Genomic DNA, 18,452 nt, shown 5'->3' with positions numbered 1-18,452 from the left:
CCGACAAGCATAAGACAGGCGCTGTAGATGGGCGCTTTTTGCCCATCGGAAGTGACTGGCTTATGACTCGAGGGCCAAGCCGCCGGAGCTAGACAAAGAAAAGCGGAGGCCGCTCGTTTAGGTCCAATCAAACTGGAGCTTTTCCGCAGATAAAGGAATACATTGAAAAGGCTTAAAAAAAGAGTGGATATTATTTCATCCACTCTTCTCACTTTTATTCTTTTGTACTTCTTTCCATATATTTTGATGAGAGACAGGAAATGGCAACAGTTCTTGTTCTTCCCTAGATACAGCCTTTAAAGTTGAACTTTCAAATGATCCGTTTACTTTTCCAACATACACATTAATGTTCCAGACAAGATGAGAAAAAACATGTTGAATATCGCAAACGTAGTCTTCAACCTCAACATTAATTCCATTTTCCTCTAACATAAAGCGTTGTAGTTGTTGTTTTGGTGTTTCTAATTCAACTACTCGTTCAACCGTAGGAAACTCCCAAAGTTTTGCTAACAAGCCACTTTCTGGCCTTTGCTGAACTAATACATTTCCTTTTGAATCAAAAAATACACCCGCAATTAAGTTTACTTGTTTTGTTGATTTTTTCTTTGTTTTTACAGGGAGTTCATTTTGTTCACCCTCATGAAACGCCCTACAATGTTCTCTTACTGGACATAATAAGCAAGAGGGAGAGGTTGGTGTACACACAATTGCACCAAGCTCCATCAGCCCTTGATTGAAGAAGGATGGGTTTTCTTTACTAATTATTTCACGTATAACTTCTTCAAATATTTTCCTAGTTTTTGGTTTAGCAATGTCTTCTCGAATAAGTAAAATTCTCGATAAAACTCTCATTACGTTTCCATCGACAGCTGGCTCGGGGATACCGTATGCAATACTTAAAATGGCACCCGTTGTATAGGGACCTACTCCCTTTAATGAGGAAATGTCTTTCACGTTATTAGGTACTACTCCACCGTAAACTACATTCACTTCTTTAACTGCTGCTTGTAAATTTCTAGCGCGTGAATAATAACCTAACCCTTCCCACGCTTTTAACACCTTTTCTTCCTCTGCATTAGCTAAACTTTCAATGTTTGGAAACTGCTCGATGAAGGAATTAAAGTAAGGGATTACTGTATCTACTTTCGTTTGTTGTAACATAATTTCTGAAACCCAAACTTTATATGGATCTTGGTCTTTTCTCCATGGCAAATCTCGTTGCTCTTTTGAAAACCACTGTATTAAATCGTTTTGGAAATCTTCTGTAGAAAACGTTTGTAATAATGAATTCAAATTAATATCCCCCGTTTTAAATATGTTTCATTGTGAAATAATAATAAATAATAATATTGCAATGATGTAAAGGTTTTGTAATTTTTATTTGTTAAAGTAGTACGTATAGAAAATTAAGCATTCATTTATTATAAAAAGGTTTAATAATTTTGAGGAGGCCAAAAGGACATTGGATACTGGTACACATATCGTGATGGGAATTGCAATTGGTACAATTGCAACAATTGATCCTGTTGTCTCAAGCCATCCCGAAACAGCGAAAGCTATAATGATTGGAGCTCTTATCGGTTCGCAAGCTCCTGATTTAGATACGATATTAAAATTAAAAAATAACGCTAAATATATAAAAAACCACCGAGGAATAACACATTCTATTCCTGCTGTCATTTTATGGCCAATTCTCATAAGTGGCATAATCTATTTGTTTCTCCCAGAAGCTAGTCTTTTCCACTTATGGCTTTGGACGTTTCTAGCTGTCATTTTACATGTCTTTGTTGATATTTTTAATGCATACGGAACACAAGCATTAAGACCTTTCACAAAGAAATGGATTGCTCTTGGTATCATCAATACTTTTGATGCTTTTATTTTTGGTATGCACATATTTGGGTTAATCTTATGGGCGTTCGGATTCTCGCCACAATATACATTTCTCGTTATTTACGTTATTCTCATTGGATATTACGTGCTTCGGTACCAGATGCAACAAAATGTATTAAAGAAAGTTAAGTCTATGATACCTAGTTCAAAAAGCATCATTATTTCTCCTACTATTCATTTTAATCAATGGCATTTAGCGATTACGACTGACCAGAACTTTTATGTAGCAAGAGCAGTACTAAATAAGATTATCATTCATGATACGTTTGAGAAAGTACCACTTCCTGACAATGCGATTATTGCCGCTGCAAAACTGGACGATAACGTTGCTGCATTTCTATCCTTTTCTCCAGTGTACAGATGGGAAATGGAAGAATATAGTGACCACTACGAGGTTCGCTTTATAGATTTACGTTATCGTAGTAAAGGCTATTACCCTTTCGTTGCTGTCGTTCAGCTTGATTTCGACTTAAATATCGTTAGCTCATACACAGGGTGGATCTTCAGTGAAGAAAAACTTCGTAGCAAATTAGACTTAATTCCAAACGAGACATAAAACAAAACTAGGCATTGATTGCCTAGTTTTTAATGTTTTAAATCGGTGAATAAGTGGGCATATTTCGGATTATTGGAAAGAAACTCATGCAATGTTGCACCGTGGTTATCTATCCACTGAACAACTATTTTAGCTGTCATTTCTTTTCCTTTATATTCATAACCTGCTTTTGCATAAGTCGATTCAAAGTCCTCCCACAAATGCTCAACCCATGCACGTGCTTGGTTATACGTTAAATGTTGATTTTGTTTCAACAGTCTATCAGTTAATTGTTCAATATATTCATTCAAAATCATCACCTCAACTGGTTTCATTTCACTATTTGTATTAACACATATATTAGGGGTAAAAATCAAATATTATAGTTGTGCATGAAAATGATGCTTTGCACAATTTCGCCTACGTTTGGAGGAGATACGAATGAGAAACAAAGAGCGTGGTTTCCCTAATCAACATAATAACAAATTAGAAGGTGAACCTAGAGCGAAAGCAGAATATGCTTCGAAACGTGCAAACGGAACGATAAATACCCATCCTCAAGAACGCATGCGTGCATCTGGACAGCGTCAAGATAATACGTATTAATAATTGACTTACACAATTATTAAACTTAGGAGGTTTTAACGAATGGGTCATAAAAATAAAACTCATTTTAATCACCGTTTTGCGAGTGACGATCATCCTTTTCCTCAACCAAACGCTCATAGGAAACATACGTATCGACAAGTAAATGGTGAAACACAAGAAGCTCAAAATATCATTATTTTACACAGACAAACGCGAAAAAGATCATAATTATACCACTACCCCTAAAAACAAAGGAAGTGCAGAGGTGGTTACTCTGCACTTCTTTCTTTATTTTTTCAAAAACATAGATATTGGAATTCCTTCTTGTTCTTTACTTACTACATTATTATGAATTCTTCTACCCCAGGCAAAAATCCCGTTCATATAATCAATCTCAAAAAATACACCTGGATCGCCTTCCAATTCATATACTTCTCCTGGCTTGTACTCATCAGGATGTAACATATAGGCTTGAGCCATTAATATTTTTCTTTCTAAAACAGCATATTCGTTTACAATCCCTAATTGCTCTGCTTTCCGAGCCTTTTCCTTTAAGGTAGCAATTTCTTGACGTAATTCATGTGATGACAATTCACTATATCTTTTTTGCATTTCCATAAAAGGTATCCCCCTAATGTTTTGCTCTTATAAATCAAGCATAGCACTGTTTACTTGAGAAGAAAATATGTTTAGAATCTAATAAAGGAGTTTTTTAAATGAACACAATTTTAATAACTGGCGCTGGTACAGGTCTAGGGAAAGAACTTGCATTAGCATACGCAAAAAAAGGGAACACCATTATACTTACTGGTAGAAAATTATTACCTTTAAAAGAAGTCCAACTTTTAATTGAAGAAATGGGTGGCCATGCCGAGGTATATACGATCGATATTACTAACGTTAACGAATTAGAGCATAGTGTACACAAAATATTAAAGCATCATAATGTTAATTTTTTAATTAACAATGCTGGTATCGGATCATTCGGACCTTTTACCGCACTATCTTTAGATGAAATAGAAACGATGATAAACACGAATGTAAAAGGTACTATATATATGACAAAGATTGTACTCCCACACCTGCTTAAACATAGAAATGGTAAAGTTTTCAATATTATTTCTACTGCTGGGCAAAAGGGGAAAGTAAATGAAAGTGTTTACGTTGCTTCCAAGTTTGCCATTAGAGGCTTTACAGAAAGTTTACAGAAGGAATATGAAGGTAAATTAAATATTAAAGCAGTTTACATGGGTGGTATGGATACTCCTTTTTGGGAGAAATCTGATCATATAAAAGATAAATCGAGACTTCGTCCCCCTAAAGAAATTGCTAAAAAAATTATTAAAGAAGATGAAAATGGTACGGATGATATTTTTGTTTAAATAGTTTAAGGAGCACGTGTTAACGTACTCCTAATCTTCTTCTATCTCTTCAACATAACGGTCAATTAATTCCATCGGAAAACCTTTTCTATAAAGGGCTCCCTTCAACTTCATTTTATATTCATAAGGTGGCAGCTTTTCGTATTTCCTTTCGTACTTTTCTGCTGCTTTTTGAAGGCTTTCCCACTCTTCCGTAGTATCTTGCTCTATTTCGACATTTTTAAAAGCTTCTTGAATGACTGTGGTAGGGTAACCTTTTCTTTTTAAAGTCATATCCAGCTTTTGTAACATTATTTTATAGGAATCTTTTCGATACTTCCCTGAATATTTATCGATAAGTTTCACTACATGCTCAAGCTGTGTGGAGAAAGAAAATTCTACTAATGCTTCCTCTATTATAGAAGTGGAGACTCCCTTCTCTTTTAACTCTCGTGCAATTACCTCTGGGCCTTTTAATGTTGTATTCATTTGCGTTCGTACGTAAGCTCTCGAAAACTCCATATCATTAATTAATAGCTGTTCCTCTAGCTTTTTTATTACTTCTGCACGTACGAATGATTCAATTTCTTTCTCCACTAAAAAATCTTCTATTTCTTTCCTAGTTCTCATTCGATACGATAAGAAGTTCATCGCGGCTAACGTTGCTTTATGTATTTGATCACCATATAAAATTTCTTCTATTTCTAGTTCATCTAATTCTTTTCCTTTACTTAAATGAAATTTTATTAATGTATCCTCACTAACTGCAAATGCGTATTCTTCTCCACTACCATTATCCATATATATATTAAAACGACTTTTATTATTTTTCTGTACTTGAATTTTTGTAATAACACCCATAACGTTTCACCTCTCTACTTGTAATGTAACACAGTAAAAATGATATTTAAAACGAAAAAATGAGGCTGACTTACTAAAATGTTTGTCTAAATAGAAAAAAAACAATACATTAAAAGAAAGGAGGGCAAAAGATATGAAAATTGCTATTTCTGGTGGTACTGGTTTAGTCGGTAAAGCTTTAACGAACATATTAATTAAGCAAGGTCATGAAGTATATGTATTAACTAGAAATATTAGTAACAATAACTCTTCACCGAAGTTAACATACGTAAGTTGGTTAAATAGCGGTGATTGTCCTGAAGAGTCATTAAAAGACGTTGATGCTTTTATTAACCTTGCTGGTGAGTCGATTAATAGTGGCCGGTGGACTAAAAAACGAAAAGAACGGATAAAAAATAGCCGAATTCAAGCGACAAATGAAGTAATCCGCATTATAACAGCACTTCCTATTAAACCAAAAGTATTAATTAATGCCAGCGCTATAGGTTTTTATGGAACTTCCTATTCAGAAACATTCACAGAAGATTGCGTTACACCTGGACATGACTTTTTAGCATCGACGGTGAAAGATTGGGAAAAAACAGCTCGTAAAGCAGAGGCTATAGGAGTACGTACCGTTCTAGCAAGATTTGGAATTATTTTAGATAAAAATGAAGGAGCACTACCAAAACTATTAATTCCGTATAAGCTATTTGCAGGAGGGAATTTAGGCTCTGGTGAACAATGGATGTCATGGATACATATTGATGACGTTGTTCAAGGTCTGAATTATTGTTTACAAACGAACACTATCGAAGGACCTGTAAATTTTGTTTCACCTCAACCGTTAAAAATGAAAGAATTTGGTCAAACGTTAGGTCGTGTTTTAAAAAGGCCCCATTGGTTCCCCACACCAGCCTTACCAATTAAATTAGCACTTGGTGAAATGAGTTTATTAATATTAGAAGGGCAAAAAGTACTACCAACTAAATTACATGATTATCATTTTCTATTTCCTACTTTAGAAAAAGCTTTGAAAAATATACTACAAAACGAAACATAGGAGTGGGATATGAAAACACTTATAAAAAATGTAAATATTTATCCTGTTACGACAGCCCCTGTCTTCAACGGTTACGTTTTAGTTGAAAACGGCAAAATATTGGCGTTTGGTAAGGAGTTTCATTCTAAAGAAAATGTTCAAATAGTAGAAGGCGATAATCGTTATTTATTTCCAGGGTTTATTGATGTACATTCTCACCTCGGTCTTTATGATGAAGGAACAGGTTGGGCAGGTAACGATGCAAACGAAACAATCGAACCTCTTACACCACATATTCGAGCAATTGATGGCGTACACCCTTTGGATCAAGCATTCCATGATGCTGTTTCTTACGGAATAACGACAGTCCATATCATGCCAGGAAGCGCTAACGTTATTGGTGGAACAACATCCGTCATTAAAACAGCCGGTGTCAACATTTTAGACATGATTATTAAAGAAACGGCCGGATTAAAAGTAGCTTTAGGGGAAAATCCGAAACGAATTCATAGTCAAGGGAACAAAGATTCCATTACGAGAATGGGAATTATGGGCATGCTAAGAGAGGCATTTTATGATGCAAAAAAGAGCGAGGATAAAGACTCTCTTCGCGTAAAACCAATTGTCTTAGCGTTAGAGAGAAAAATACCCGTTCGCATCCATGCACACCGAGCGGACGATATAATGTCAGCGATTAGATTTGCCGATGAATTCGATTTAGACTTACGTATCGAGCATTGTACGGAAGGTCATTTAATTGCAAAAGAATTAATGAATCGCAAATTAAAAGTTTGTGTTGGTCCAACGATGACTAGAAAATCAAAAATTGAATTAAAAAATAAAACTTGGAAAACGTGCGAAATATTAACTAACCATAATGTTGAAGTTTCTATTACTACCGATCACCCCTACACACCAATTCAATATTTAAACATATGTGCAGCCATTGCTGTAAGAGAAGGGCTAAGTGAACAAAAAGCTTTAGAAGCAATTACTATAAATCCCGCCAAAAACCTACAAGTTGATAATAGAATCGGTAGTATAGAAATTGGAAAAGATGCTGATTTAGTTCTATGGTCTCATCACCCTTTTCACTTCTTTGCAAAGCCTCTTTGGACGATGATAAATGGTGAAATAATTTACCAAAAAAATAGGTAAAAAAGTTGTTTCTTTTTATCCGAAAATCGAGTATGATACTAGAAGAAAATCAAATGTAATAAACTAACTGCTACTTTGTATGAAAGCGTTAGGGAAGGCAAATGGTGCGCCACCAGGTAACTGGTTCTAGTGGGTTCGATTCCCACCCCGAAATTTTTTGCAAGTTAAAAAATTTCGAGGGTGGAGAATCTATCTCTATGATGGATACTTTTCTGCCCTCATTTGGAGGGATAGCGATGCTAAAGAAACGAGATCTTCAAGAGGCTCAAGAACTTTACGAATTGATGGTGCATCCAGAAGTCTTCCCTTTTGTACGTCATAAAGCTTATTCGTATGAAGAGTTTCTATTCTTAACAAAACAAACGATAGAAGCAGAAGAGCAAGGCCAACTTGTTTCTCGTACTATCCTAGATGAATGGGGCGCTCCAATCGGAACTATTAATTTATTCGACGTACAAGACGGTGCAGGATTTCTCGGAACTTGGTTAGGTAAGCCGTATCACGGAAAAGGTTACAATCAAATTGCAAAAGACCAATTTTTTGATGAATTATTTTATGAATTAGATATTCAATCTATTTTTATGCGAGTACGAAAAATTAACATTCGTTCTACTAAGGCAGTCGAGAAACTCCCTTACGCAATACTAGCTAACGAAACGAGAATGAATTTATTTAATCAAATTAACAATGGTGAAGACATTTATAATCTTTACGAAATTTCAAAAGATCAATACACATTATACAAATTACGCAGTCAAGATATACAAGAAGAGCAACACCTTAAAGAAGCGTAAACAGAGTCTCAGCGGCTCTGTTTTTTTATTTTTATTTAAGCTAGGGAGAAAAAACGAATTCTACATTTAAACACAAAAGGACAAAAATAACTACGTATATTTTTAGTATGTAAAGTTCATCCTAATGATGTAGTACATATGTACAAAGGAGGCTTATCATGTCAAAAGAAAAAAAGCGTAGAGAGCGAACAAAAAGTACGTTAAGTAGTATGCAGGAAGTTACATATTCTCGTGAATTTAAAATGGCAGATAATGCTGGCGGTTATACAGGTAAAAATAGCCGATAAAACATAATGAATGTGAAAATGGCGTCTAATGAACGCCATTTTTTCTTTGTTTGAACTGATTACGCTAAGTTCTGATTTAACCCACTTTCTTTCCGTTTAATATCCATACTCCAAAAAATACTATTCATTTTCCAACTATTTGCGGAAATCATAAAGAAGTAATAATTAATAACATGCTAAAGGAGGCAGTACAATGGGAAATCGTAGTCAAAAAAGCAAATTACCACAAGTTCCAGAAAATATGAAATCAGATGGTATTGATGTAGAATTTTCAAGAGAGCACGCTGACCATGAAGATATGGAAGCACAAGCAAGAGCTGCAGCAGCAGGAATTCGTCAAAACAGCAAGACCGATAATTTTAAATAGGGCTGAAGCTAAGACAAAACTAAATTGATTATGATAAAAAAATGAACTATCACAGGATTAGCGGAGGAAATATACGGAGACCCCAGCGGGAGGAAAGGCATAGGTGAGACCCCGCAGTGCGCAGCACGAGGAGGCTCACCAGCCGCCCGCGGAAAGCGAAGTATATTTCCGGAGCGAGTTTTTCCCGTATTTTTTTTGTTCGTTTATTATTTTGATGAAAATAGCTAAGTCCCAATCTCTTTAAGATCTCAATACAAATAAAACAGTGGAAAAACGATTCGTTTCTCCACTGTTTTAACATTTATTGGATAGCCCCGTTTTTTAGTTTTAGTGAACTGGAGCCGGTTTTACATCTTTTTTAGTATTAGTAGCTTTTTTAGCATTCATTTTTTCTTTAATATATTTTACAGCAAATCGGTCAACACCGTAGAAGTAGCTAGCAGCACCTGCGAATAATAGGATCATTGCAGCTGTATAAAGGATAGGATTTGTGCTAATTGTTCCTGCTAATAAGAAGTTTAAGTTCATGAATGCTGCTGCAAGTAAAGCTGGAATAGTTGCTGCACCTAAGATTAATCCGATACCAACTAATACTTCACCCCAAGGGATTAAAACATTGAATAGTTCTACATTCGGTAAAGCAAATTGTTCTACAAATGTTGCATACCATCCTTTAACGATAGCATTTTCACCTTGAGATTTAGCGATTGTTCCGTGTAAAAATCCTGTTGCATCGAATACTCCTACTTTATTTATACCAGCCTGTAACCATTGAACACCTAACCAAACTCTTAATACTGTCCAAATTACCGCCATTTTAGGTCCTTTTAAAAATGTCATGATTGTTTCCTCCTAATAATTAGAATTTAATCTTTGTGAAATTATTCACAAGTTAAGTTAAAAAAATATGAGTTCGTTTTTTGATTGTGAAGTGTTTCACAATAGTATTTAAAAAAATTTAATTAAGCCGGCTTTAGATCGTTTAGAAAGTTTGTGAAATGTTTCACTTACTTTCTGACTTAAATATACTATATAAATTAATACTTTACAATACAGTTCACAAATCGTTCATAATGTTTTTTTGATGTATATAAGTTATTAACAGCACTGTGAATTATGTGGACTATCTAAATAACCTCCCCTTTTATTCAAGGTATTATCACCTATCTATATTTATGTTCAATAGTCCTTTTTCCCTAAACGCGATTGTGGATTATGTTGATAAGTCTGTTGATATCTTGATATACAAGGTGTTTGGTTGTTGATAAAAAGAAAGAGTGGATTATACACCCTTTCCTTTTATAGCAACTTACACCTTTTTCATGCTAATCCCTGTGAATCCATAAAATATCGACAATAACGGGCTAAGGAGACAGAAAAAAGCAAACGGTAAATACTCAATAACAGGAACATTAAGAACAGAAGCAATAAACACACCACTTACTCCATAAGGTATTAATGGGTTAATTACTGTTCCCGCATCCTCAATTATTTTTGATAAATTTTTATTACTTAATCCTCTTTTATCAAATTCATCTTTATATACATTCCCGGTGAGCAGTATAGATAAATATTGCTCGCCAACCGTTACATTAATTCCGATTGCTGTAAATGCTACCGCTAATACTAACCTTCCAGTAGTTGTCGCAACCTTTTGAATGGATTCAAAAATTTTCTCTAACAGTCCTAAAGCTTGAATAATTCCTCCCATCGTAAGTGTTAAGATGACGAGAGAAATAGACCATAACATACTTTGTATTCCGCCACGATTAAGCATTGAATTGATTGATTCAGAACCTGTTTCAATCGTAAAACCGTTTTGGATTACATTCATAATAGTTGTGATAGACAAGTTAGGATTAATAATGAAAGCTAAAATTAAACCAGCCATTATACCACTTAACAATACAAGAATAGCGGGTACTCTTTTCCAAGCTAATAAAAATATTAGTAATAGTGGTATAAGTGACAAACTGTGAACCAATCCTGTTTCTTTTAAAATAACAATCTCAGAATTTGTTCCTACCTGCTCCGGAGACCAGTTAAGGAAAAAGCCGACGAATGTCAATAATAGTAACGTCATTATAAAGGCCGGGATGGTTGTCCAAAGCATATGTTTAATATGTTCAAACAAATCTACTTTACATACAGCTGCGGCCAAATTCGTAGTGTCGGAAAGTGGAGACATTTTATCCCCTAAATATGCTCCTGACACAATTGCACCTGCAATAATAGCTGAATCAATCCCCATTAATGATCCAACAGCCAGTAGTGCAACTCCGACGGTAGAAATAGTTGTAAACGCACTTCCTAAACAACTACCAATAATAGAAGTAATAATAAAGACACTTGGTAAAAAGAATGTTGGTGACATAAATGTACTTCCAAAATAAATAATAGTAGGTATTGTACCGCTTAACATTAGGATTGCAATTAGAATCCCAATAAATATAAATAAGATAATCGGATTAATTACTGATGAAATACCATTTTTCATGCCTTCCTCTATAAGGGACCATGGCCTTTTTGTTACGAGGACAAATAAGATAAGTAGTATAATGCTGAAGAATATAGAAACATGCGGTTCTGCTGAAAATAATAGTAGTGACGTAGAAATTATCAATATAATACTTGTTAATAGAAATATTGCCTGCCATTTAGAAACTTGCTTCATGTTGAGACCTCCGTTGTTGTTTTACGTTTCCGAAAGAATATCTGATAGTCATAATCACTTAACATCAATAACACCACCTTTCATTTTTTATAGTGAATATTATGAGAGTTTTTCAGACTAAAAAAAGCCCTTCTATCCCTTAGAACAAGGGACGAAGAGGCTCCGCGGTACCACCCTAATTAACAAAGTAACAACTTTGTTCACTTTCTCATAAGCAACTCACTAAACGTATGTGTACTTCATCATTTTAAATACCTAGATTTGCACCAACCATCTAGTCTCTATCTTTTATATTTTAAATGACTACTATCATACAGAGTTCACATATTTTCTTTTACACTTAAACGCTTTTATGCAATAAAGTTATTATTTAATATAAACGGATAATTGAATTCTGTCAATATGAGTTTTTATTTCACAAACCACACTTTACTGATTTTTCCGTCTGTCACTTCATACATAGCAATTGCAAACACTTCTCGACCGTTCGCTCTCCCAGTCACATGCTCATGATCGATTACAATATTATTTTTAGTCATTCTAGACAAAAGTGCTGCGTGTTGATTTGGGTTTTCCTTAAAAAGATTGGAATATCTTTCTCTCATTAATTCTATCCCTTTGTACTGCAATTCGTTAGATGGGAAGACTAAAATTTCCACATCATCACTATAAACTGCTAAAAACGCCTCAATATCTTGATTATTGTATGCATCTAATTGTTCTTGAGCTAGTTTTGCATATATATTCTCCATCATTTATAACCCCTTTACATCTTTTATTAACTAAATATATCATAGAAAAAATATATAGGAGATATGCTATTTGTATGTTTTCCCCTTCATTCGGCAACGATAAGCGTAAGATGTTAGCTAGGAGGAATAGCGTTGGAGCAAGAGCAAAAGCAATTTCTAAATAGACTAGTTACAGAAGGAAGAGAAACCGCATTTGACTGGATTGAATATTGGTGGAAATTTTCGAGTTTTGATACGTGGCAGTTTTGGGTAAATGTCTTAATGTTAACGGTCCCTTTGATCATTTTATATTTTAAAATCGATCGGACAAAAGCATTTCATTTAGGTTTTTTCGGTTTTAGTGTGCATATTCTTTTTACATATTTTGACACAACGTTAGTGCGTTTTGGCCTTATCTCGTACCCTTATCAAGCGATTCCAATACTACATGTAAACTTTAGTTTAGATGTCTCCCTCATTCCTGTGTCATTTATGTTACTATATCAATGGGCTTTAAATAATAAAAAAAACTTTTATCTGTACGGAACACTACTTAGTGGATTTTTAGCTTTTATATTTAAACCAATACTAAAATCTCATAATCTTATTGAATGGCATTTGTGGGCTAATGTACTTTATTTGTTCATTTTTTACATTATCATTTTCGTAATTTCAAAATGGCTGACGAATTTGTTTTCATATTTTGAATATAGAGGTAAAAAGATTCCTGACTAATAAAGAGTTAAACTTGAACTAATCCATTACACATAGGACATTCGTTAACCGTTTCGATCGCACCGAAACTCCGCTCATACAAATCATCCATTGGAATATGACACCTTGGACAAATAACTTTTTTGTCATTAAACACTTTTCTCACCTCCTAGAACGTATGTATATAAAAAAGATGCTCAAATTACGAGCATCTTTTTCTGCAGAGAAGGAGCAATTTAAACAAACCTAAGCTGTTTTTGATTCTTTTTTTGTTGAAATAGTGCTTTTTTGTTTTACTTCTGTAGTTACTGTTTCTTTCACATCTTTTTGTAAAGCTTTTACGATGCCATAACACATTATTAATACAATAATTGTTAGTGGTAAGGCGCTAACGATAATGGCCGTTTGTAGCCCCGTCAATCCTCCTGAATACAGTAAGACTGATGTAGAAGCAACTAAAATAACCGCCCAAGTCATTTTTACTTTATTCGAAGGGTTTAACGACCCGTTAGATGTTAACATTCCTAAAACGAACGTTGCGGAGTCAGCAGATGTTACGAAGAAGGTCGTTACGAGCGCAACTGTTAAGACTGATAGTAAAGCACCTAGCGGTAAATGTTCAAACACATAGAATATTGCTGTTTCGAATCCTTGACCTGAAACATTTAACCCTTGAACTAACTCTAAATAAATACCCGTTCCACCGAAAACAGTGAACCATAAACCACAAACTAAAGTTGGGACAAGTAATACCGCTATCATAAATTCACGAATCGTTCTTCCTCTAGATACACGAGCAATGAACATACCGACGAACGGTGTCCATGAAACCCACCATGCCCAGTAAAAGACCGTCCATCCTTGTGTCCACGCTGCTTCTTGCGCATTAAATGGAGATAAACGTAATCCCATATTTGGTAAGTTTTGAATGTAACTACCTAACGTAGTACTAAACATATTTAATAGGAATAGCGTTGGCCCTAAAATAAGCATTGTAAAAAACAATAAAACTGCTAGGGACATATTTATATTACTTAAATATTTTATTCCTTTCGAAATTCCTGTATTTGCTGAAATGATGAAAAGTACAGTAATAATCGCCATTATTAACATTTGAACGGTAAAGTTATTTGGTATACCGACTAAATATTCTAATCCAGCGTTTATTTGCTGCGACCCTAAACCTAATGAGGCTGCTACTCCAAATAATGTAGCGAAAACAGCCACTACATCAACTGTTTTACCTATAGGACCTTTCACCTTTTCACCAAGTACAGGATATAAAGTGGCACTCATTAATCCTGGTGCATTCTTTTTAAATTTCTGATATGCAAGTGCTAATGCTACAACGGCATAAATAGCCCATGCGTGTAATCCCCAATGAAGCCAAGTGTATCTCATTCCTAAAATCGCGGATTGTTCTGTTGATCCCTCACCCATTGGAGGTGATGAAAAGTGAGAAACTGGTTCGGAAATACCATAAAATAATAGTCCGATACCCATTCCAGCGGAGAATAACATTGCAAACCAAGTTGGTCGTGAATAATCAGGTTTTGAATCTTTAGGACCTAACTTAATTTTTCCATACTTACTGAAGATTAAATAAATGGCGAATATGAGGATAAATGTTACAACGAGTTGATAAAACCAACCGAAATTTTCTAAAATAGAGCTTTGCGCAACTCCCATCGCTGCACCTAACTGTTCTGGAATTAGCACACCGATTAATACGAATATAGCTGCTATCCCAACGGATACTTTAAAGACTGTCCTATCACCTTTACCCAAATTCATGCACTTCCTTTATTCTCTTTTTTTGTGTACCTATAAAATTTAACCATAATGTCGGGTTTAAATAAAATGCGGTATTCCATTGTTTTTCATGATATCCTTCCATTTTCTTAGAACATATAAAAATTACAGGTAGTAGATATATAAATACTTACAAATAGATTGGAATACTCACTTTTGCTTTCTTACCGTATTTTTCTGTACCCTATTTTTAGTTAAGATAAACTCAAAACATTTTTTTAGGGATATAAACGTCAAAAAAGTCTATTTTTAACGAACATTAAAAATAGACTTTTTGATCTTATTCTATAATACTGTTAGCCTCTTTTTTTCTTAAAAGAGCACTTATTTTACCATGTAATACATAGTAAACTGCTATACCTATAAATACGTAAAACGAGTTTACGAGATACAATAAGCCAAATCCGTACGCCGCTCCAATAACACCAACAGCAAACGAACCGAAAGCAATTCCTAAATCGAATATAGAAAGGAACGTTGCCGTTGCAAGCCCACGCTTATGTGGTGGTGCTTGGGAAATCGCAATCGTTTGTAAGCTTGGGAAAGTGGTTCCCCATCCAAGGCCAATAAAAGCAGCTGATAGTAAGAATAAGAAGGCTGAATCAGCAGAACTTAACAAAAATAAACCTACAGCAAATAATAGTAAGGAAGGATATATTATTGCGTTCTCACCATAACGGTCATACCATTTTCCCGTAAACGGACGTGATATTAAAAGTACTACTGCATAAACAACGAAAAAATAACTACCCGCTTTTACTAAGCCTATTTCGGCAGCATAAACGGAAACAAACGAAAGGATTGAAGCATGAGTTACCGCAAAAAATGCTGCAACTAGCGAAATTCGGACTGCACTTCCTTCAAACAGATCACCGATTTTAAAGCTTCCAACCTCTTTTTCTGATTTTGCATTCGTCATCCCTTTTTGTTCAAACAATAAGTTAATACCTATTAAAAGAGCTAGGAATGAAAAGATTACACTTATAAGGAATGTCGTATTCATACCCCAATTTTGAATCGCAGTTAAACCTAAAAACGGACCAATAACCATCGCTAAGTTCATCGTTAATGCATAATATCCCATTCCTTCTCCTCTACGTTTTTCAGGAATTATATCTGCAACAATCGCTCCCATAATTGTTGTGATCATCCCAAACCCAATCCCATGAAAAAATCGAAGAATTAATAATCCCGTGACCGATTCTATAAACGTATAGAGTAGTGATCCTATAAAAAATAGAAGGAGAGACATCATTAATACTTTCCTTTTCCCAAGTGTATTAATCCATCTCCCTGCGATTGGTCGTATAATAATAGCGGAAAGAATAAATACCGTGACAAATAATCCAGCAATCGTTTCACTAGTTTTATATTCCGTAATTGCGTATACAGGGAAAATGACTAATAAATAATAAAAAGCTACAAATGCAAAAAAGTTACTCAATGCAACAGAAATAAAACTTTTTGTCCATAGTTTTTGTGTTTCCATCCATTTTCCCTCCTTACTTTTTGGTGTTAATCTGCTCTAACATTTCATTTAACAGCGTAAGCAGCTCTTCTTTTGATGATAAATTACTCATGATTTCCTCGTTTCTTTTCGCAATAGCTTCTTCCCATTTAGGATATTCTAGCAATGCTTTTTCGGTAAGCTGAATACGTTTGACTCGCTTATCCTCTCCTGTTGTCCGAACTACATATCCTTGCTTTTCTAACCGTTGTATCATTCTAGTCATCGGTGGCGCTTCAACCGATAAATAATCCGAAAGCTCGGAAATTGTTTGGGTACCTTGTGTTTTCAAAACGTACAAAACAGTCCATTGCCCACTATAAATGGTGAACGGCTGTAAAATTTGATTATTATCTTTAATTACTTTTCGTGATAACTGATGAATTTTATGAAACAATTGAAGACTATCTTCCATTTTCTCGTTCCAACACCTTTACTACTAATTACTTACCTAGGTAAGTATATCATTTTTATATTGGTATAACAAGGGAAGCTGCCTTTCTACCGAACCAAATAAAAAACGGTGTTAGCCCTTTTGGCAAACACCGTTTTTTTACATAAAAGCATTACCGACTTCATATAGACTAATATCTATTTCTAATGGCTCTCCTAGTGTAAGCTTAGCAATCTCGCTTCCTAAATATGGACCGCTTGTTAAGCCTGATGCTCCTAATCCGTTCACGACAAATGCTCCTTTTATCGTTGGGACTTCACCGATAATTGGAAGAAAGCCAGGGGTAAATGGACGAAAACCGACCCGAGTTTCTACTACTGTTGCCTCTGAAAGACCTGGTGCAACTTGAAGTGCCTTTGAAAATATTTCATTTAACCCACCTGCCGTCACACGTGTGTCAAAACCGACATCATCTTCATGAGTGGCCCCAATTACAACCTTTCCATCTTTGAAAGTTAACATGTATTGATTATTCGGCGGCATGACAACCGGCCAATCGTTCGTCGTTTCATCCTCTATTTCTAAATGTACAATTTGTGCTTTTTGAGGAGTGACATCAAAATTAATACGATGTGATTGAAAAAGCTCTTTTGCCCAAGCTCCTGCTGTAATTATTACTTTTTCAACTTCTAGCTCCATACTATTAACTTTTACACCTTTTATTTCATCTTCATCTATTACAAGACTTGCATCTCCGTTTATAAACTTCGCACCATTTTTTTGCGCCGCTCTAATAAGGGCATCTCGTAATGCACGTCCGTTTACTCTTGCTCCTCCACTAACATAAACAGAACCGTACTCTTCGCTTATAGGTGGAAATAGTTTTTTCGTTTCCTCAGGAGATAGTATTTTTATCTCACCTATTTCCGGTGCATCTTCCCGACGAGTTCTCGCTCTTTCTGCCATTTTCTCTAATTTTTCTATATCAGAATGAATACTAATAGCACCAACTTGCTTATAGCCCGTTTCTGTTTCTCCATCTGCTTTTAATTGTTTTATTAATTGTGGATAATGACGAGCGCCACCTTTCACTAATTCATACCATGCTTTATTGCGACGTTGTGAAAGCCATGGACAAACAATACCTGCTGCAGCATCTGTTGCCTGCCCCCGATCGAATCGATCAATGACTGTTACGTCTGCTCCTGCCTTCGCTAAGTGATATGCTGCGGAAGCACCGACTACACCAGCTCCAATTACTACAATCACACAAATTCACGCCTTTCCATTACAACAATATAAAATAATTATTTAGTCCCACGTAATTTTCTTACATTCCCCCACAAACTATAAACTAATAACAGTAACCCGAATAATAATGATAATATCGTCCAAAAAGTAATACCCGTTTCAATTGATTCATAGCCTCCAGCAAAGTAATTCGTTTGAACACTATTAACATAAGAAATTGTAATCGCAGCTGTTATATGTTTTACACCAAATAAAAACGCCGATATAAAAATAAAGAAGCATCCAACTGCTGCCAATGTTTTATTCATTCTTCCACTCCCATTCTTATTCTTGTTTCTCTTACAAATAGTATAATCTAGTTTTCGTTACTAGCCCACATCTTCATGTGTAATAATGAAAGCTTAAAATTCCATATGCATCCAACTGATATGATAAGATAAACTCAGAAAAATGAATTGATTATTTTATTTGAAGTAATTCACAAACAAGTATAAACATCTTTCA

The 18,452-nt window shown here is 35.0% G+C and carries 23 protein-coding genes; 10 read left to right on the top strand and 13 right to left on the bottom strand.

Going from position 1 to position 18,452, the window contains the following annotated elements; genetic code table 11:
- Positions 1-195: 195 nt before the first annotated feature.
- Positions 196-1,299: an A/G-specific adenine glycosylase gene (mutY, locus tag O1A01_RS04550; RefSeq protein ID WP_270066373.1), complete on the bottom strand. Its 1,104-nt coding sequence runs from the start codon at positions 1,297-1,299 to the stop codon at positions 196-198.
- Positions 1,300-1,462: 163 nt separating this feature from the next.
- Between mutY and O1A01_RS04545 the strand changes: the two genes are divergently transcribed.
- Positions 1,463-2,449, top strand: a complete 987-nt coding sequence (locus O1A01_RS04545; protein WP_270065674.1) for a metal-dependent hydrolase — start codon at positions 1,463-1,465, stop codon at positions 2,447-2,449.
- Positions 2,450-2,478: 29 nt separating this feature from the next.
- Here O1A01_RS04545 and O1A01_RS04540 read toward each other — a convergent pair whose 3' ends face one another.
- Positions 2,479-2,745, bottom strand: coding sequence for a YfhJ family protein (locus O1A01_RS04540; protein WP_270066372.1), 267 nt, complete (start codon positions 2,743-2,745; stop codon positions 2,479-2,481).
- A gap of 124 nt (positions 2,746-2,869) precedes the next feature.
- Between O1A01_RS04540 and O1A01_RS04535 the strand changes: the two genes are divergently transcribed.
- Together O1A01_RS04535 and O1A01_RS04530 are read left to right on the top strand one after the other, a co-directional pair.
- Positions 2,870-3,034 (top strand): small, acid-soluble spore protein K, encoded by a 165-nt coding sequence (locus O1A01_RS04535; RefSeq protein WP_066421431.1) that lies wholly within the window; start codon positions 2,870-2,872, stop codon positions 3,032-3,034.
- 42 nt (positions 3,035-3,076) lie between these two features.
- Positions 3,077-3,244, top strand: coding sequence for a YpzG family protein (locus O1A01_RS04530; RefSeq protein WP_084380749.1), 168 nt, complete (start codon positions 3,077-3,079; stop codon positions 3,242-3,244).
- Between the two features lie 60 nt (positions 3,245-3,304).
- Here O1A01_RS04530 and O1A01_RS04525 read toward each other — a convergent pair whose 3' ends face one another.
- The gene (locus tag O1A01_RS04525) at positions 3,305-3,634 is read right to left on the bottom strand and encodes a YfhH family protein (protein ID WP_066421434.1); all 330 of its coding nucleotides are present in this window, start codon (positions 3,632-3,634) and stop codon (positions 3,305-3,307) included.
- A gap of 98 nt (positions 3,635-3,732) precedes the next feature.
- Between O1A01_RS04525 and O1A01_RS04520 the strand changes: the two genes are divergently transcribed.
- A complete protein-coding gene (locus O1A01_RS04520; protein ID WP_270065673.1) occupies positions 3,733-4,398 on the top strand; it encodes an SDR family NAD(P)-dependent oxidoreductase in 666 nt (221 codons plus the stop codon).
- Positions 4,399-4,428: 30 nt separating this feature from the next.
- On the opposite strand, the gene recX is transcribed toward O1A01_RS04520, so the two are convergent.
- The gene (gene recX / locus O1A01_RS04515) at positions 4,429-5,238 is read right to left on the bottom strand and encodes a recombination regulator RecX (RefSeq protein ID WP_270065672.1); all 810 of its coding nucleotides are present in this window, start codon (positions 5,236-5,238) and stop codon (positions 4,429-4,431) included.
- A 133-nt stretch (positions 5,239-5,371) separates the two neighbouring features.
- On the opposite strand from recX, the gene O1A01_RS04510 reads away from it, so the two are divergent.
- The 5 genes from O1A01_RS04510 to O1A01_RS04490 all read left to right on the top strand — a co-directional run bounded on the left by O1A01_RS04510 (position 5,372) and on the right by O1A01_RS04490 (position 8,865).
- Positions 5,372-6,280, top strand: a complete 909-nt coding sequence (locus tag O1A01_RS04510) for a TIGR01777 family oxidoreductase (protein ID WP_270065671.1) — start codon at positions 5,372-5,374, stop codon at positions 6,278-6,280.
- Between the two features lie 9 nt (positions 6,281-6,289).
- The gene (locus O1A01_RS04505) at positions 6,290-7,417 is read left to right on the top strand and encodes an amidohydrolase (RefSeq protein ID WP_270065670.1); all 1,128 of its coding nucleotides are present in this window, start codon (positions 6,290-6,292) and stop codon (positions 7,415-7,417) included.
- Positions 7,418-7,653: 236 nt separating this feature from the next.
- Positions 7,654-8,211, top strand: coding sequence for a GNAT family N-acetyltransferase (locus O1A01_RS04500; RefSeq protein ID WP_270065669.1), 558 nt, complete (start codon positions 7,654-7,656; stop codon positions 8,209-8,211).
- Positions 8,212-8,369: 158 nt separating this feature from the next.
- A complete protein-coding gene (locus O1A01_RS04495; RefSeq protein ID WP_084380751.1) occupies positions 8,370-8,498 on the top strand; it encodes a YfhE family protein in 129 nt (42 codons plus the stop codon).
- 193 nt (positions 8,499-8,691) lie between these two features.
- Entirely contained in the window at positions 8,692-8,865 is a 174-nt protein-coding gene (locus O1A01_RS04490; RefSeq protein WP_084380753.1) for a YfhD family protein, read from the top strand.
- A 327-nt stretch (positions 8,866-9,192) separates the two neighbouring features.
- On the opposite strand, the gene O1A01_RS04485 is transcribed toward O1A01_RS04490, so the two are convergent.
- From O1A01_RS04485 to O1A01_RS04475, 3 genes are all read right to left on the bottom strand, one after another.
- Positions 9,193-9,705 (bottom strand): DoxX family protein, encoded by a 513-nt coding sequence (locus O1A01_RS04485; protein WP_066420337.1) that lies wholly within the window; start codon positions 9,703-9,705, stop codon positions 9,193-9,195.
- A gap of 469 nt (positions 9,706-10,174) precedes the next feature.
- Positions 10,175-11,539 carry a Na+/H+ antiporter NhaC gene (gene nhaC / locus O1A01_RS04480; RefSeq protein ID WP_270065668.1) on the bottom strand — a complete coding sequence of 455 codons (1,365 nt, stop codon included), beginning with the start codon at positions 11,537-11,539 and terminating at the stop codon, positions 10,175-10,177.
- Positions 11,540-11,949: 410 nt separating this feature from the next.
- Positions 11,950-12,294 (bottom strand): nuclear transport factor 2 family protein, encoded by a 345-nt coding sequence (locus O1A01_RS04475; protein ID WP_270065667.1) that lies wholly within the window; start codon positions 12,292-12,294, stop codon positions 11,950-11,952.
- Positions 12,295-12,423: 129 nt separating this feature from the next.
- Here O1A01_RS04475 and O1A01_RS04470 point away from each other — a divergent pair, with 129 nt between their 5' ends.
- Positions 12,424-13,005 (top strand): CBO0543 family protein, encoded by a 582-nt coding sequence (locus O1A01_RS04470; protein ID WP_066420328.1) that lies wholly within the window; start codon positions 12,424-12,426, stop codon positions 13,003-13,005.
- Positions 13,006-13,012: 7 nt separating this feature from the next.
- Here the strand turns inward: O1A01_RS04470 and O1A01_RS04465 are convergent, their stop codons facing one another.
- The 6 genes from O1A01_RS04465 to O1A01_RS04440 form a co-directional block, all read right to left on the bottom strand.
- Positions 13,013-13,141, bottom strand: a complete 129-nt coding sequence (locus O1A01_RS04465; RefSeq protein WP_268874290.1) for a hypothetical protein — start codon at positions 13,139-13,141, stop codon at positions 13,013-13,015.
- Between the two features lie 89 nt (positions 13,142-13,230).
- Positions 13,231-14,772 carry a glycine betaine uptake BCCT transporter gene (locus O1A01_RS04460; RefSeq protein WP_270065666.1) on the bottom strand — a complete coding sequence of 514 codons (1,542 nt, stop codon included), beginning with the start codon at positions 14,770-14,772 and terminating at the stop codon, positions 13,231-13,233.
- A gap of 304 nt (positions 14,773-15,076) precedes the next feature.
- A complete protein-coding gene (locus O1A01_RS04455) occupies positions 15,077-16,285 on the bottom strand; it encodes an MFS transporter (protein WP_270065665.1) in 1,209 nt (402 codons plus the stop codon).
- A gap of 13 nt (positions 16,286-16,298) precedes the next feature.
- The gene (locus O1A01_RS04450; RefSeq protein WP_270065664.1) at positions 16,299-16,718 is read right to left on the bottom strand and encodes a MarR family winged helix-turn-helix transcriptional regulator; all 420 of its coding nucleotides are present in this window, start codon (positions 16,716-16,718) and stop codon (positions 16,299-16,301) included.
- Between the two features lie 138 nt (positions 16,719-16,856).
- Entirely contained in the window at positions 16,857-17,966 is a 1,110-nt protein-coding gene (locus tag O1A01_RS04445; RefSeq protein ID WP_412766338.1) for an NAD(P)/FAD-dependent oxidoreductase, read from the bottom strand.
- A gap of 38 nt (positions 17,967-18,004) precedes the next feature.
- Positions 18,005-18,256 carry a hypothetical protein gene (locus O1A01_RS04440; RefSeq protein ID WP_066420320.1) on the bottom strand — a complete coding sequence of 84 codons (252 nt, stop codon included), beginning with the start codon at positions 18,254-18,256 and terminating at the stop codon, positions 18,005-18,007.
- Between the last annotated feature and the right edge of the window lie 196 nt (positions 18,257-18,452).

Origin of the sequence: Sutcliffiella sp. NC1 (assembly GCF_027594365.1) — a bacterium.
In the GTDB taxonomy this organism is placed as follows: Bacteria; Bacillota; Bacilli; order Bacillales; family Bacillaceae_I; genus Sutcliffiella; species Sutcliffiella cohnii.
Note: the sequence above shows the minus strand (reverse complement) of the source record. Positions and strands in the feature narration are given on the sequence as shown.